The organism is Flavobacterium sp. 270 (genome assembly GCF_004368785.1).
Taxonomy (GTDB): Bacteria; Bacteroidota; Bacteroidia; order Flavobacteriales; family Flavobacteriaceae; genus Flavobacterium.
Genome location: NZ_SODM01000006.1, coordinates 200676 through 216173 on the forward strand (window position 1 = coordinate 200676; position 15498 = coordinate 216173).

14 protein-coding genes are annotated in these 15498 nt (G+C 33.9%); 6 read left to right on the forward strand and 8 right to left on the reverse strand.

Annotated features, from left to right (window positions below; genetic code table 11):
* Window positions 1-35: 35 nt before the first annotated feature.
* The 8 genes from groES to miaB form a co-directional block, all read right to left on the reverse strand.
* Complete coding sequence (gene groES, locus EV144_RS20340; protein WP_012023920.1) at window positions 36-311, reverse strand: co-chaperone GroES; 276 nt, start codon at window positions 309-311, stop codon at window positions 36-38.
* A 140-nt stretch (window positions 312-451) separates the two neighbouring features.
* A complete protein-coding gene (secG, locus tag EV144_RS20345; RefSeq protein WP_134150989.1) occupies window positions 452-793 on the reverse strand; it encodes a preprotein translocase subunit SecG in 342 nt (113 codons plus the stop codon).
* Between the two features lie 3 nt (window positions 794-796).
* The gene (locus EV144_RS24470; protein ID WP_134150990.1) at window positions 797-2272 is read right to left on the reverse strand and encodes a tetratricopeptide repeat protein; all 1476 of its coding nucleotides are present in this window, start codon (window positions 2270-2272) and stop codon (window positions 797-799) included.
* Between the two features lie 91 nt (window positions 2273-2363).
* Window positions 2364-2882 (reverse strand): LptE family protein, encoded by a 519-nt coding sequence (locus EV144_RS20355; RefSeq protein ID WP_134150991.1) that lies wholly within the window; start codon window positions 2880-2882, stop codon window positions 2364-2366.
* A gap of 116 nt (window positions 2883-2998) precedes the next feature.
* Window positions 2999-4258 carry a sigma-54 interaction domain-containing protein gene (locus tag EV144_RS20360; protein WP_134150992.1) on the reverse strand — a complete coding sequence of 420 codons (1260 nt, stop codon included), beginning with the start codon at window positions 4256-4258 and terminating at the stop codon, window positions 2999-3001.
* A gap of 123 nt (window positions 4259-4381) precedes the next feature.
* Complete coding sequence (locus EV144_RS24430) at window positions 4382-4555, reverse strand: GxxExxY protein (protein WP_317129089.1); 174 nt, start codon at window positions 4553-4555, stop codon at window positions 4382-4384.
* Complete coding sequence (locus EV144_RS20365) at window positions 4503-4754, reverse strand: GxxExxY protein (protein ID WP_317129090.1); 252 nt, start codon at window positions 4752-4754, stop codon at window positions 4503-4505. Before EV144_RS20365 ends, EV144_RS24430 begins: the two co-directional genes overlap by 53 nt.
* A gap of 133 nt (window positions 4755-4887) precedes the next feature.
* Window positions 4888-6333, reverse strand: a complete 1446-nt coding sequence (gene miaB / locus EV144_RS20370; protein ID WP_134150993.1) for a tRNA (N6-isopentenyl adenosine(37)-C2)-methylthiotransferase MiaB — start codon at window positions 6331-6333, stop codon at window positions 4888-4890.
* Between the two features lie 417 nt (window positions 6334-6750).
* Here miaB and topA point away from each other — a divergent pair, with 417 nt between their 5' ends.
* The 6 genes from topA (at window position 6751) to gldN (ending at window position 15439) form a co-directional block, all read left to right on the forward strand.
* Entirely contained in the window at window positions 6751-9285 is a 2535-nt protein-coding gene (gene topA, locus EV144_RS20375) for a type I DNA topoisomerase (RefSeq protein ID WP_134150994.1), read from the forward strand.
* A gap of 3 nt (window positions 9286-9288) precedes the next feature.
* Complete coding sequence (locus EV144_RS20380; RefSeq protein ID WP_134150995.1) at window positions 9289-10440, forward strand: formimidoylglutamase; 1152 nt, start codon at window positions 9289-9291, stop codon at window positions 10438-10440.
* Between the two features lie 263 nt (window positions 10441-10703).
* Entirely contained in the window at window positions 10704-12107 is a 1404-nt protein-coding gene (gene gldK / locus EV144_RS20385) for a gliding motility lipoprotein GldK (RefSeq protein ID WP_134150996.1), read from the forward strand.
* A 55-nt stretch (window positions 12108-12162) separates the two neighbouring features.
* Window positions 12163-12810 (forward strand): gliding motility protein GldL, encoded by a 648-nt coding sequence (gldL, locus tag EV144_RS20390; RefSeq protein ID WP_134150997.1) that lies wholly within the window; start codon window positions 12163-12165, stop codon window positions 12808-12810.
* Window positions 12811-12862: 52 nt separating this feature from the next.
* Window positions 12863-14404: a gliding motility protein GldM gene (gene gldM, locus EV144_RS20395; RefSeq protein WP_134150998.1), complete on the forward strand. Its 1542-nt coding sequence runs from the start codon at window positions 12863-12865 to the stop codon at window positions 14402-14404.
* A 45-nt stretch (window positions 14405-14449) separates the two neighbouring features.
* The gene (gene gldN / locus EV144_RS20400) at window positions 14450-15439 is read left to right on the forward strand and encodes a gliding motility protein GldN (RefSeq protein ID WP_134150999.1); all 990 of its coding nucleotides are present in this window, start codon (window positions 14450-14452) and stop codon (window positions 15437-15439) included.
* Window positions 15440-15498 lie beyond the last annotated feature (59 nt).

A 15498-nucleotide genomic window follows, 5' to 3' on the forward strand; every position in this document is an offset into this window, starting at 1 on the left:
ACTGAGTACTGAGTGGTTAGTACTTAATACTATTTTTAGATTATCGCAAGAATATCGTCTTCACGCATAATTAGGTAATCTGTACCTTCTAATTTTAATTCTGTACCTGCATATTTTCCGTAAAGTACAGTGTCTCCAACTTTTACAGTCATAGTGTGATCTTTAGATCCGTTTCCTACAGCTACGACAGTTCCTTTTTGTGGTTTTTCTTTGGCAGTATCTGGAATAAAGATTCCCGAAGCAGTTTTAGTTTCTGCAGCAACAGGCTCGATAAGTACGCGGTCTGAAAGCGGTTTAATGTTTAATGCCATAATTTTTTTATATGTTATAAGGTTATACTTTTTAATGTTCAAAAACTTTCAGAAATTATGCCATGCTGGTAAAACTGACATTTTTTCCTAAAAAAAATGCCAGCTTTGACAGGCTGGCATTTCATTTTATATCAAATAAATTATTTCGCTGCTGGTGTTGTTGGCGCAGGAGTTCCTTGAGCTGGAGCTGCTGGTGCGTTTGTTGCAGGAGCTTCTGTTTTTTCAATTAATTTAGACTCTGTATCGCTTAATGATCCTGAGAAACTTAAGCTAGAAAGTAAGATTAAAGCAATTAAGATAGTAGCCAATGTCCAAGTACTTTTATCTAAAAAGTCTGTTGTTTTTTGTACTCCACCTAACATTTGAGTTCCACTAATTGTAGACGATAATCCGCCACCTTTAGGGTTCTGTACCATAATAACTACGATCAATAGAAAACAAACTATTGTGATTAAAACTAAAAAAATTGAAAATGTGCTCATTACTTAATTATTGTTATTGTTATTTTGTTGTAAAATCTTAATATCCGAAATACGGTCTGCAAAGAAACTAATTTTTTCTGGATATTTCAAAATTAATATTTCATATGCTTGTATCGCTTTTGTATATTTTTTTTGTTCCAAATATACTCTGGCTAAAGTCTCTGTCATTAAATACGAATTGTCCTCGTCTTTATTGGGATCAAGCTGTACTGTCGGTGTAATTGCAGTTGGTTTTATAGGTGGAATTTTCGGGTTTGTTTCGATAAATTTATCTATAATTTCTGCTTTTTTTCTTCTTTCTTCGTCTTCTATTTCAATTTGAGCCGCTTTTTCTTCATCTGTACTTTCGGTAAAAGTTTCGTTTGATCGGTCAATAGGCTCTGTTCTGGATAGTTGCAGCCATTCCTGAAAAGAATGTTTTTCATTAAGAGAAAAATCCAATGGTTTTCCTATTTCTAAATGCTCGATGGCAGTTAGTACAGGCTCATTAATTTTTTCTTCTTCAGCTTCTTGTTCTTTTACTTCTTCAAAAGCTACAGTTGAAGCTTCTTCTATATTTGTAGATACAGCTTGTTCTATATCATCAACGCGAACTTCAGGAATTCTGGCTTCTATTTCTTTTATAGCGGCAAGAACATGTTCTTCGGCTTCGATTTCTGGTTCTTCCGTTTTTAGCTCTTCAACTTTTTCTGGCTCCTCAAAAGTCACAGATTCAATTGTTTTTACGGCATCCAAAACAGACTGATCGATAACAGGCTCGATTTTGATTTCAATTTTTTCCGGTTCTTCAAAAGTTACCGTTTCAATTGTCTTTACTGCATCCAGAATAGATTGCTCAACAACAGGATCAATTTTAGTTTCTTCGATTTTAGAAGGCTCTTCAAAAGTAACCGTTTCGATTTTTTTAATCGCGTCTAAAATAGATTGTTCTGCAATTGGATCTGTTTTTATTTCTATAACTTTTACAATTGGTTCTTCAAAAGTAACAGCTTCGATTTTTTTGATGGCTTCGATAATAGGCTGTTCTGGAACAGATTCGATTTTATCTTCAGCTATTGGTGCTTTTTCAAAAGTAACGGTTGTTGCTTCTTTAATAGAATCTAAAATTGATTTTTCTATAGGATCAATTTTAACTTCACTGATTTTCTTAATTTCAGATGAAACTACTACTTCGCTGTCAACAACATTAATTTGCAGTAGTTCTTTAAGTTTTTGCTCATAAAATTCAGCTTGAATAGCTGTAAAGCTTTCTGAAGTTAAAAAATCAAACAAAACTGAACGATCTGCTGTATGTGCAGCGGTAACTTTTAGCGCATAATTATACTTAAAACTGTTTTGACTGTAAAGTCCTTTTAATCGCAATGCTCTCGCACTTTGAAAATACGGAAATTCATTCAAAACACTTCCTAATGCGTCCGTCTGCTTTTCTGTAATAGCATCGGGTTTGTTCATTAAGTAGGTATAATCAGTTACGTTCATTTTTTAATCTTTATTCTTTTATTTAATTGTTTTATATTTTGTTTAATCGTTTAAATTAATTTGAAATTTAAGCGATTATCAAATTAATGTTTTACCATTTTGCTAATGACGCATTAAAAATATCCTGCGTAATTCTCTCAAAAATAACCCTGATCGCCTCGTTTAATACTGAACCTGTTGGCAGATCTCTTCCTGGAAAGTCATAGTAAAATTCGAAAGGTTTTTCAAAATCATCGGTTTCTTTCTTTTTGTTTGTAAATCGAACATTCACACGAATCGTCAAGCGGTTTTGTGCAGCTCCCACATTACCAGTTGCATCTACAGCAGTTGCAGTCATTGGTGATATTCTGTAATCTACAATTTCGCCTTCATAAACTAATTCTCCACCATTACTCACTAAACTTAAGTTCGTTTGATTTTGAATTAAATCCTGTAAACCGATTGTGAAAGTTCTGTCGATACCGGGTTCAATCAAATCAGCATTATTCTGGAAAAAGTTAACTTGAAAAGTTTTTGCATCAATAGCTCCTGTTCCTGTAAAATTGTAGAATTTACAGCCACTTAACATAAATAAGCTCATGAATGCGAATAAAAGATATATTTTTTTCATAACAGTTTTTAAAGAATCCAATTTTAGAAATTCCAATTTCCAATTTTTTTCAAATATACTAATTTGGAATTTGGAATTTATTTTTTGGGATTTGCTTTAATATGGAATTTATAAGTTTATAAATCGAATTGTTTGATTTTACGGTATAAAGTTCTTTCAGAAATGCCTAATTCATCTGCAGCAGCTTTACGTTTTCCTTTGTTTTTTTCTAATGATTTTTTGATCATTTCGATTTCTTTCTGTTCTAAACGTAAAATTTCTTCTTCTTCAATTGTTTCAGCATCCAAATAATTATTGTCATCCTGAATTTGATAATTATCTTCGCGAACGGCAGGCGTCATTACAGCGGTTCTTGGTTCTTCTTCAAAATCTATTTCGCTGTCAGTTTGCTGAGAGCCATATATCTTTTGAATTAAGTTTGGATTGATGTCCTGCACTTTTGATGAACCGTTTTGCATTAATTCTAAAGTGAGTTTTTTTAAATCATTCAAATCGCTTTTCATGTCAAAAAGAACCTTATATAATATGTCTCTTTCGGTACTAAAATCACTTTCTTTTTTCTTGTCGCTAATTACAGAAGGTAAATTTGTTCCTTCAGCCGGAAGATAAGATTGTAAAGTAGCCAAAGTAATATCGCGATTGGTTTCTAAAACCGAAATCTGCTCCGCCACATTTCGCAATTGACGGATATTTCCATTCCATCTAAATTTTTGCAGCAATTGTACAGCGTCATCGTCTAATTTTAACGGAGGCATTTTGTATTTGTGAGCAAAATCGGCAACAAATTTTCTGAATAACAAATGAATATCATCGTTTCTTTCTCGTAATGGAGGTAATGTGATTTCAACCGTAGTCAAACGATAATACAAATCTTCACGGAATTTCCCTTTTTCGATTGCATTGAATAGATTCACATTGGTCGCGGCAACAATTCTCACATTAGTTTTCTGAACCTGAGATGAACCTACTTTTATAAATTCTCCGTTTTCAAGTACACGTAATAATCTAACCTGAGTTGTTAATGGTAATTCTCCAACTTCATCCAAGAAAATAGTACCGCCGTCAGCTACTTCAAAATAACCTTCACGTGTACTTGTAGCACCTGTAAAAGCTCCTTTTTCGTGTCCGAAAAGTTCACTGTCAATCGTTCCTTCCGGAATTGCACCACAGTTTACAGCAATATATTTTCCGTGCTTTCTGTGAGAAAGTGAATGGATGATTCTCGGAATGTTTTCTTTACCAACACCGCTTTCTCCAGTTACCATTACCGAAATATCAGTAGGAGCAACCTGAATCGCTTTTTCAATAGCGCGGTTTAATTTTGGATCATTTCCAATAATTTCAAAACGTTGTTTTATTGCTTGAACTGTTTCCATGTATTTTTTGTTTCAAGTTTTTATTTGTTTCAGGTTTCAAGTTTTAATTTGAACCGACACAATTTTGGCTTATATTTTTTTAGCCACGAATTTCTCGAATTTCACTAATTTTTTGAAATGTGGTTAATGGATTACTCTTTTATGTTGTAATGTCTTTTTATTAAAGTTAACTATAATTCCTAAATCACTATCAGCAAGTCTTAAATAATTTATTGTTTGAGCAGTGTGTTCATCCACAATTTCTTTAGATGCTTTGACTTCTAAAAATAATTTCATCATAAATAACAAAATCAGCATAGAAATGATGTGCTAAAACAATTTCTTTATAATGAATGTCATATTTTTTTTCGCGTTCATAAGGAATGTTATGTTTTTTAAATTCATACTCTAAAGCATCTTTATAAACAATTTCTAAAAGTCCGCCACCCAATATTCTATGAACTTCCATGCAAATGCCAACAATCTTATAATATTCTTCTTTTCTGTATAATTCCATATTTTGTTTTTAACAAAACTAAAAATAAAATAAAGAAAAATACTACTTTTTATTTCTGCATTTTCAATTTAAATCTATCTCAACAGATTCTAAAAATTTGTGAAATTCGAGAAATTCGTGGCAAAAAAACTTTTTAATTCATGCCGCTCAACCCCACAGCTTCACCTTTAAGAGTTCCGCTGGTACAGCTTGTGATTTTTACATTTACGAAATCTCCAATTTTATAATTTTCTTTTGGGAAAACTACCGTAATACTCTGCGAGTTTCTTCCTGAGAATTCTGCTGCTGATTTTTTAGAAACTTTTTCTACTAAAACTTCTACAACCTGTCCCACAAATTCTTCACTTCTAAACCAAGCATGTTTTTGCTGTAAATCTACAATTTCCTGCAATCTTCTTGCTTTAGTTTCTTCTGGAACATCATCTTCCATTTTTCTTCCGGCCAAAGTTCCTGGACGCTCCGAATACGAATACATATAACCGAAATTATATTTCACATATTCCATTAAACTCATGGTGTCTTGGTGATCTTCTTCAGTTTCTGTTGGGAAACCGGCGATCATATCCTGTGAAATCGAAGCATTCGGAACAATTGCTCTGATTTTATCAATCAAAGCCATATATTCTTCACGAGAATGCAGACGATTCATTTCTTTTAAAATTCTGTTGCTTCCAGACTGAACTGGTAAGTGAATATGTTTACAGATATTTGGATATTTGGCAATGACATGCAAAATACTCTCATGCATATCTTGTGGATTAGACGTTGAAAAACGAATACGCATTTTAGGAAAACCAACAGCAACCATTTCAAGCAATTGATCAAAATCTACTGCTGTTGCTTTTTGCATTTCAGAAGCATTTACGAAATCTTTTTTCAAACCGCCGCCGTACCAAAGGTAACTGTCAACGTTTTGACCTAAAAGAGTGATTTCTTTAAAACCTTTATTCCACAAATCCTGAATTTCCTTCATGATACTTTGAGGTTCACGGCTGCGTTCGCGTCCGCGTGTAAAAGGCACAACACAAAACGTACACATATTGTCGCATCCACGCGTAATCGAAACCAAAGCGGTAATTCCGTTGCTCATTAAACGAACAGGCGAAATATCTCCATAAGTTTCTTCTTTCGATAAAATTACATTGATTGCGTCGCGGCCTTCTTCAACTTCCGCCAATAAATTCGGTAAATCTTTGTAAGCATCAGGACCAACAACAAGATCGACTATTTTTTCTTCTTCCAAAAATTGACTTTTTAAACGCTCGGCCATACAGCCCAAAACGCCAACTTTCATTTTCGGATTAATGCGTTTTACCGCATTATATTTCTCCAAACGCTTACGGATTGTTTGCTCGGCTTTATCTCGAATAGAACAAGTATTTACTAAAACCAAATCAGCTTCTTCAAGAACAGACGTGGTGTTATAACCGCCTTCAGACAAAATGGAAGCTACGACCTCACTGTCCGAAAAATTCATCGCACAGCCGTAACTTTCTATAAAAAGTTTTTTAGTATTCTCAGGTTTATTTTCTAAAACAAGACTTTCGCCCTGCTTGCTTTCTTCAATAATCTTTTCCATTGTGTAATTTCAAAGTGCAAAGATAACGCAAAACCTATAATTGTGACAAGATGTCAGATAAAGAATTAACAATGTTTTGAGAATTTTAGATTTCAGGGTTTAGATTGCAGATTTTCTAAAAAGGGGATTATTAATTCTAAATCAATTGAGGTATTTTTTTCTTAATCAAAAATCTAAACTCTAAAATCTAAACTCTAAAATCTGCAATCTAAATTCTAAACTCCTGAAATCTAAAATTTCAAAAAAAGCGATATTCTCATACATCAAACGATTAAAAATTACTCCTATATATATAATAGATGTGTTTATAATTAAATATGCAATTTTAGGAATCATAATATTAAAATAACTCAAAAATGCATTCGCTAGGCAGTTATTTAAAAAAAATAGATACTTTTGTTGCAGAAAAATGAACCAATGGCAAAGAATTTAGTAATAGTTGAGTCACCTGCAAAGGCCAAAACAATCGAGAAGTTTTTAGGAAGCGATTATCAGGTTGAGTCGAGTTATGGTCACATAGCCGACTTACCATCAAAGGAAATAGGTGTAGATGTAGAAAACGGATTTAAGCCTAAGTACGAGGTATCACCAGATAAAAAAGCTTTAGTAAGTAAACTAAAAACACTTTCTAAGAATGCCGAAATGGTTTGGTTAGCGAGCGATGAGGACCGCGAGGGGGAGGCTATTTCTTGGCACTTGGCGGAAGAATTAAAACTAGATACTAAAAAAACCAAAAGAATTGTTTTTCACGAAATTACCAAAACTGCGATTCTTAAAGCAATTGATAATCCGAGAGAAATTGATTACAATTTAGTAAATGCACAACAAGCGCGTCGTGTTTTAGACCGTTTAGTGGGTTATGAATTATCGCCAGTTCTATGGAGAAAAATTAAAGGCGGACTTTCTGCCGGACGTGTACAATCTGTTTCTGTTCGTTTGATTGTAGAAAGAGAACGTGAAATTCAGAATTTTAATGCAATTGCCAGTTATTCAGTTGTAGCAGAATTTGTAAACGAAGCAGGAAAAACGCTAAAAGCAAAACTGCCAAAAAACTTCAATACAAAAAAAGAAGCCGAAGATTTCTTAAAACAAAATATCGGTTCTATATATAAGGTAGCAGATTTAGAAACTAAACCTACCAAAAAATCACCAACAGCACCATTTACAACATCTACTTTACAACAGGAAGCAGCAAGAAAGCTGTATTTGCCAGTTGGAATCACGATGCAATTGGCGCAGCGTTTGTACGAAGCCGGACTTATTACGTATATGAGAACGGATAGTGTAAATCTTTCTAAAGATGCTATGGACGCTGCAGAAGCTGAAATCATCAAATCTTACGGAAAAGAATTTTCTAAACCTCGAACTTTTGCAAACAAAAGTAAAGGAGCACAAGAAGCGCACGAAGCAATTCGTCCGACAGATATGTCGCGTCATACTGTAAATATCGACCGTGATCAGGCTCGTTTGTACGATTTGATCTGGAAAAGAACTTTGGCGTCTCAAATGAGTGATGCACAATTAGAAAGAACTAACGTAAAAATTGAAGCTAATAATCACAGCGAAATTTTTACCGCTTCTGGAGAAGTTTTACTTTTTGAAGGTTTCTTAAAAGTATATTTAGAAGGTCACGATGATGATGAAGAAGAGCAGGAAGGAATGCTTCCGGCACTTAAAGTAAATGAGAAATTAGTTAATAATTACATTACTGCAACTGAAAGATATTCTAGACCGCCTGCAAGATATACAGAGGCATCTTTGGTGAAAAAATTAGAAGAATTAGGAATCGGACGTCCGTCTACGTATGCACCGACTATTTCTACAATCATCAACAGAAACTATGTAGAAAAAGGAACTCTTGAAGGTCAAGAACGTAATTACACGCAGCTTACATTACAAGCAAGTAAAGTTGACGAGAAACTACTAAAAGAAAATACAGGTTCTGATAAAGGAAAATTAGTTCCAACAGATATCGGAACTATTGTTACTGATTTCTTAGTTAAGAACTTCGGAAATATATTAGACTATAATTTTACTGCAAAAGTAGAACAGGATTTTGATGAGATTGCCGAAGGAAATATTGACTGGGCAAAAATGATGCAGGAGTTCTACAATAAATTTCATCCAAATGTAAAAGAGGTTGAAGCTAATGCAGAACGTGAAAGCGGCGAAAGAATTTTAGGAAAAGATGCAGACGGAAGACAAGTATCTGTTCGTTTAGGAAAATTTGGGCCAATGGCTCAGATTGGAGAAGCGGATGACGAGGATAAAAAGTTTGCCAGCTTAATGGCAGATCAAAATATTGGGAATATTACGCTAGAAGAAGCTTTGAATTTATTTTTGCTTCCAAAAAGTTTAGGTGAATATAAAGGAGAAGAAGTTGAAGTAAATAATGGTCGTTATGGTCCTTATGTACGTCACGGAAGTGTTTTTATTTCATTGCCAAGAGGAGAAGATCCGCTTGGAGTTTCTAAAGAAAGAGCTCAGGAATTAATTGATGAAAAAGAATTGGCTGATGCTCCAATTGCTGTTTACAAAGGAGAAGGAGTGCAGAAAGGTGTGGGGCGTTTTGGTCCTTTCATTAAATGGAACGGTCTTTTTGTAAATGTAAGTAAAAAATACAATTTTGATAATTTATCTCAAGCTGATGTTGAAGAACTAATCGAAGATAAATTACAAAAGAATATTGATAAAGTTCTTCACAATTGGGAAGAAGAAGGAATTGTTGTTGAAAAAGCACGTTGGGGACGCTCGGTTATCCTTAAAGGAAAAATCAAAATTGAACTTAGTAAAGATGTTGATGCCACAAAATTGACATTGGCTCAGGTTCAGGAAATGATTGCAGCAAAAACTCCTGCTAAAAAAACGGCAGCTAAAAAGACCACTGCAGCAAAGAAAACAACAACAGCTAAGAAAGCTCCGGCAAAAACGGCAGCTGCTAAAAAGAAATAATAAATGGAATTTGATTTTCTAGAACCGGTAAACGATTCAATGCTAAAATTCATCAGCTCATTGTCTTCACAAGAGTTGGGGAGTAAAGTTGTCTTTCATACCCAAGATCAGTTTCCGGATATCAGCAAAATAAATATTGCAATTGTAGGCGTTTTAGAAGATCGTCGCAACATTAATATGGTTAATGAAGTTAACCTAACGGCTGTTCGTAAGAAGTTTTACAGTATGTTTCCTGGTAACTGGGATGCATCTATTGCTGATTTAGGTGATATTCTTGCAGGAGATTCTGTAGAAGATACTTACTTCGCACTTCAAAAAGTAACTGCAGCATTAATCAAAAATAAAATCATTCCTATAGTTCTAGGAGGTTCGCAGGATTTAACTTATGCCATGTATCGTGCATATGATAGTCTTGAACAGATGGTAAATTTTGTTGCTGTAGACAATAGATTTGATTTTGGAAAAGAAAATGAATCTGTTTCTGCAAATTCCTATTTAACAAAAATTATAATAGACGAACCTAATAACTTGTTTAACTACTGTAACATAGGATATCAGACCTATTATAACTCGCAGGAAGAAATTGACTTAATAGAAAAGTTGTTTTTTGATGCGTATCGTTTAGGTGAAATTTCAAATAAAATTGCGCTTGCAGAGCCTGTATTTAGAGATGCAGATTTAGTTTCTATAGATTTAAATTCAGTAAAGTCTTCAGATTCAGGAAATGCAATATCTTTTGAGCCAAACGGATTTAATGGAAAAGAGATTTGTGCTTTGGCCAGATATGCCGGTATTAGTGATAAAGTATCTTCTTTTGGAATTTTTAATCACAATAGTACATTGCAGGAATCAGCAATTATTGCGCAAATAGCTTGGTATTTTATAGAAGGGTATCATTATCGTTCAAAAGAATATCCTTTTGGAAGCAGAACAAACTATTTAAAATATATAGTTCCTCTTGAAGATGAAGAACTTATTTTTTACAAAAGTGACAAAACAGATCGTTGGTGGATAGAAATTCCTTACGAAACGAATGGTCACAATAAATTGAAAAGAAATACGTTATTACCGTGTTCTTACGACGAATATTTGTCGGCTTGCAATCAAGAATTGCCAGAAAGATGGTGGAAAGCACAGCGGAAAAACGCTTTGTAGAAGAAAATTTCAAAAGAAATCTTAAATTTTTAGAATTCTTTAAAAAAAAGTTAAAAAAATTAGTAGGAAAATTAATATAATGTATAAAATTTAACGTTTTACGTCGATTTTTTTAATCAGTTTATCGAGGAAATATTTTTTTTTTATTTTATTTAACATTATTTTTGACCGGTAAAAGAAAATTCGCAAATAGCTATTGTTTTTTAATGAAATAATAAATACGTTTACGGACTTTTAGTAATGAATAGATAATCCAAATTTATATGAAGAAGTTTATTGCATTTGCAGCAATGTTAACACTAGTAATCGGCTGTGGTAAGTCAGGCGACAAAGGTGAATTAGTAGGTGTTACAGGAGGGAAATGGCACCCTGAGAAACCATACGGGATGACTTTGGTTCCTGGTGGATCTTTTATCATGGGAAAAGCAGATGCTGATTTAGCAAATGTTGAAGATGCTCCAACTAAAACAGTAACAGTTCGTTCATTTTACATGGATGAAACTGAGATTACTAACAGTGAATATCGTCAGTTTGTGGAGTGGGTAAAAGACTCTACAATGAGAGTTCGTTTAGCTATTTTGGCTGATGAAACTGGTCAAAAAGGAACTCCAGATGCTAAAGGTAAAAAAGGCGGAAGTATTGCTGATTATGCTTTTAACGACTCAGATCCAGAAAAAATGACAGCTTATGATAAATACATGTACGATAACTATTATAGTGTTGGTACAAAAGATGATCCATATGCTGGAAGAAAATTGAACAAAAAAGTAAAATTAATTAAAGATACTAAAGCGTATCCAGATGAATATTACACTGAAGTAATGGATTCTATGTATTTGCCAATTGAAGAATCTTACAACGGATTGAGAACAATTGACGTAAATAAATTGAAATTCCGTTATTCTTGGATGGATATTCAGGCTGCTGCAAAAGCTAAAGTTGGAAAAAGAAGCGATTTCGTTAAAACAGAACAAGTTAGCGTTTATCCTGATACTGCAGTTTGGATTAAAGATTTCTCTTATTCATATAATGAGCCAATGCACAATGATTATTTCTGGCATAAAGCTTATGGAGATTATCCTGTAGTTGGAGTTACTTGGAAACAAGCTAAAGCATTCTGTGCTTGGAGAACTTTAAACAAAAACAGTTATATCAAATCTAAGAAAAAAGGGCGTGACCTAGTAAATGCTTTCAGATTACCTACTGAAGCAGAATGGGAATATGCTGCTAGAGGAGGTCTGGAATCTGCAACTTATCCTTGGGGAGGTCCTTACACTAAAAGTGATAGAGGATGTTTCTTAGCAAACTTCAAACCAAGCAGAGGAGATTATGCAGCTGATGAAGCTTTATATACTGTTGAAGCTAAATCATACGAAGTAAATGGTTACGGATTATACAATATGGCAGGAAACGTTTCAGAGTGGACAGATTCAGCTTACAATCCAAATGCATACGAGTATGTTTCTACAATGAATCCAAACGTAATCGATGGTAAAAACCAAAGAAAAGTAGTTCGTGGAGGTTCTTGGAAGGATGTTGCTTATTTCTTACAAGTAAGTACTCGTGACCACGAATATGCAGATTCAGCTAGAAGTTACATCGGATTCAGAACAGTTCAGGATTACATGGGAACTCAAGTTACTGGAGGCGGTAAAAGAAAAAAGTAAATTAATTAAATTCAATATCCAACAAATCTATTTTAAAACCTAAAAAAAAGTTATTATGGCATTATTAAGTAAAAAAGCAATGAATTTCGCTTATGGTATGGGAGCGGCAGTGGTAATCGTTGGAGCATTATTCAAAATTACTCACTTTGAAATTGGACCATTAACAGGGACTCTTATGCTTTCTGTCGGATTGCTTACAGAGGCATTAATTTTCGCGTTATCTGCTTTTGAACCAGTTGATGATGAGTTAGACTGGACTCTTGTTTACCCAGAATTAGCAAACGGTCAAGCTAGAAAAAAGACTGAAAAAACTGAAACTCCATCTGATGCCCAAGGATTGTTGTCTCAAAAATTAGATACGATGTTGAAAGAAGCTAAAATTGACGGTGAGTTAATGTCTAGCTTAGGAAACTCTATCAAAAACTTCGAAGGAGCTGCAAAAGCAATTTCTCCAACAGTAGATTCTATTGCAGGACAAAAGAAATATGCTGAAGAAATGTCTATGGCTGCTGCACAAATGGAATCATTAAACAGTTTATATAAAGTTCAATTAGAAAGTGCTTCAAGAAATGCACAAGCAAACAGCGAAATTGCTGACAATGCTGCTAAATTGAAAGAACAAATGCAATCTATGACTGCAAACATTGCTTCTTTAAACAGTGTTTACGGTGGTATGCTTTCTGCAATGAGTAACAAAGGATAATTAGTTTTTAACTATTATATTAAAATTATTAATAAGAACTAATTAGAAAAAAATGGCAGGAGGAAAATTAACCCCTAGACAGAAGATGATTAACCTGATGTACCTGGTTTTCATCGCGATGTTAGCAATGAACATGTCAAAAGAAGTATTATCTGCTTTTGGTTTGATGAATGAAAAATTCGAAAGCGCAAATACATCTTCAGTACAATCAAATTCTTCTTTGTTGATGTCTTTAGATCAAAAGGCAGCTGAAGCAAAAGGAGAATTCGCAACTGCAGCAGTTACTGCTCATAAAGTTGAAACAGCTTCAAAAGATTTCTACGGATACGTTGGTTCTTTAAAAGGTGAAGTATTAAAAGGTTTCGAAACTGATAAAGAAACTGGAAAATTACCTTACGAGTCTATGGACAAAGGTGATAATATCGACGACTGGTTTACTGGTGAAGGATACACTAAAAAAGGTAATGAAATAATCGCTAAAATTGAAAAATATAAAGCGGATATGAAAGCTGCTTTAGGTACAGACAAAAAATATGCTGCAATTTTAGCTGAAGTAGAGAAAAAATTTGATCTTTCTGATGTTAAAAATAAAGAAGGTTTAAAAGATAAATATCTTGCTTACCACTTTAAAGGTTTCCCTGCGGTTGCTTCATTAGCTAAACTTTCTGCTTGGCAAAATGACGTTCAAAAAACAGAAACTGATGTTTATAATAGTGCTTTAGGAAAAGCGGCTGTTGCTGCTGCATCTTACAGCAATTATCAAGCAATTGTAGTTTTAGATAAAAGTGCTTACTTCCAAGGAGAGAAAGTTACAGGTAAAGTTGTTTTAGGTCGTTATGACGAAAACACAAAACCAACTTCATTCCAAGGTCCTGGGCAAATCGTAAACGGACAAGCTGTTATCTCTTTAACTGCTGGTGCAGTTGGAGAACAAGATATCAACGGACAGTTTTCATTCTTAGAAGATGGAAAAAACATTCCACTTAAATTCCAAGGAAAATATGTTGTAGTACCAAGACCAAACTCAGCTACTATTTCTGCTGATAAAATGAATGTTGTTTATAGAGGTGTTGTTAACCCAATCTCTGTATCATTCGCTGGTGTTGCTGATAATAAAGTTGTTGCAAGTGCTCCTGGTTTATCTTCTGCTGGAAAAGCTGGAAAATATAACATGAGCCCTGGTTCAGGTAACGAAACTACAATTTCTGTAACTGGTACATTGCCAAACGGTGATAAAGTTTCAGATAAGAAAACATTCAGAATTAAAGGTATTCCTGGACCAACAGGTACAATTAGAGGAGATATGGGTGTTGTTAAAGGACCTAAATCTAACTTAGAAATTGCTACTATTGGTGCTAAATTACTAGACTTTGATTTCGAAGTTGGTTTAGATGTTGTTGGATTTAATATGAAAATTGCTGGACAGCCTACAGTTGTAGTTTCTGGTAATAAATTGAATGCACAATGTAAATCAGTTCTTGCTAGAGCAGGTAGAGGAGACCAGGTTACTATTTCTGAAATTAAAACTAAACTTGTTGGAGCTGGAAGTTATTTATTACCAAGAACTGCTCCGGTAATTTACGAAATACAATAATAAATGTAGATAAAACTACATTCAATATCTTATAATGATACCACGATGAAAGTAAGAAATTTTTTAATAGCTATTGTTTCTATCGCAGGAGGTTTTGCTTCTAATGCGCAATCTAATTTGCTAAACGCAAAAACACCAGCTCAGATAGGACTTAAGACTCCTGCTCAACTTATCTCAGACAATGATAAGCCATTGGCTTATGGTTATGTAGATGATAGAGATGTCTTGATGGGGAAAACTACATGGGAAATCATCGATTTGAATGAAAAAATCAATTTTCCTTTATACTTTCCTGTAGATACAGCTAATATTGGTTCTAACAGACGTTCTCTTTATGACGTTTTGACGAAAGCCGTTAAAAACGGTAAAGTAACTGAAGTGTATACTGATAGTTATTTCAATACTAAAAAATCTATGAAAGACATCGAAGGATCATTATCTCGAATTGATACAACAGATGCTGGTAGAGAATTAATTAACCAATATCCAGACGACTATAAATCACATGTTGTGAAGAAAAAAGTGGTTACTGGTACTGGTAAAAAGAAAGTTGTTTCTTATGTTGAAGAAACTGTAGGTGCAACCAGAACAGTTCCTTCTGAATACATCTTGAAACAAGATCTTACTGCAGCTGATGTAACTCAGTATAAAATTAAAGGATACTGGTATTTTGACAAACGTCAAAGTGAATTGAAATATCGTTTACTTGGAATTTGTCCAGTAACTCCTGATGTTTATACAATGAATAGTGACGAAAAGGATTATATTGAGTTATTCTGGGTTTTCTTCCCAAATGCTCGAGATGTATTACACGAAGCAAAAGCTTTTAATGATAGTAATTCTGCACTTCCAATTTCATTCGATCAGATCTTAAATTCAAGACGTTTTAATGCGATTGTCTATAAAGAAGAAAACTTGTACCAAGATCGTGAGATCAAAGATTACATGAAAGACAATGCTCAAAATCAATTGTTAGAATCTGAAAGAGTAAAAGAGAAGATTCGTAATTTCGAACAAGATATGTGGAACTACTAAGTAGCTGCATTCAAAAAATAAGAAAAGCCCTTACTGTTTGCAGTAAGGGCTTTTTGTTT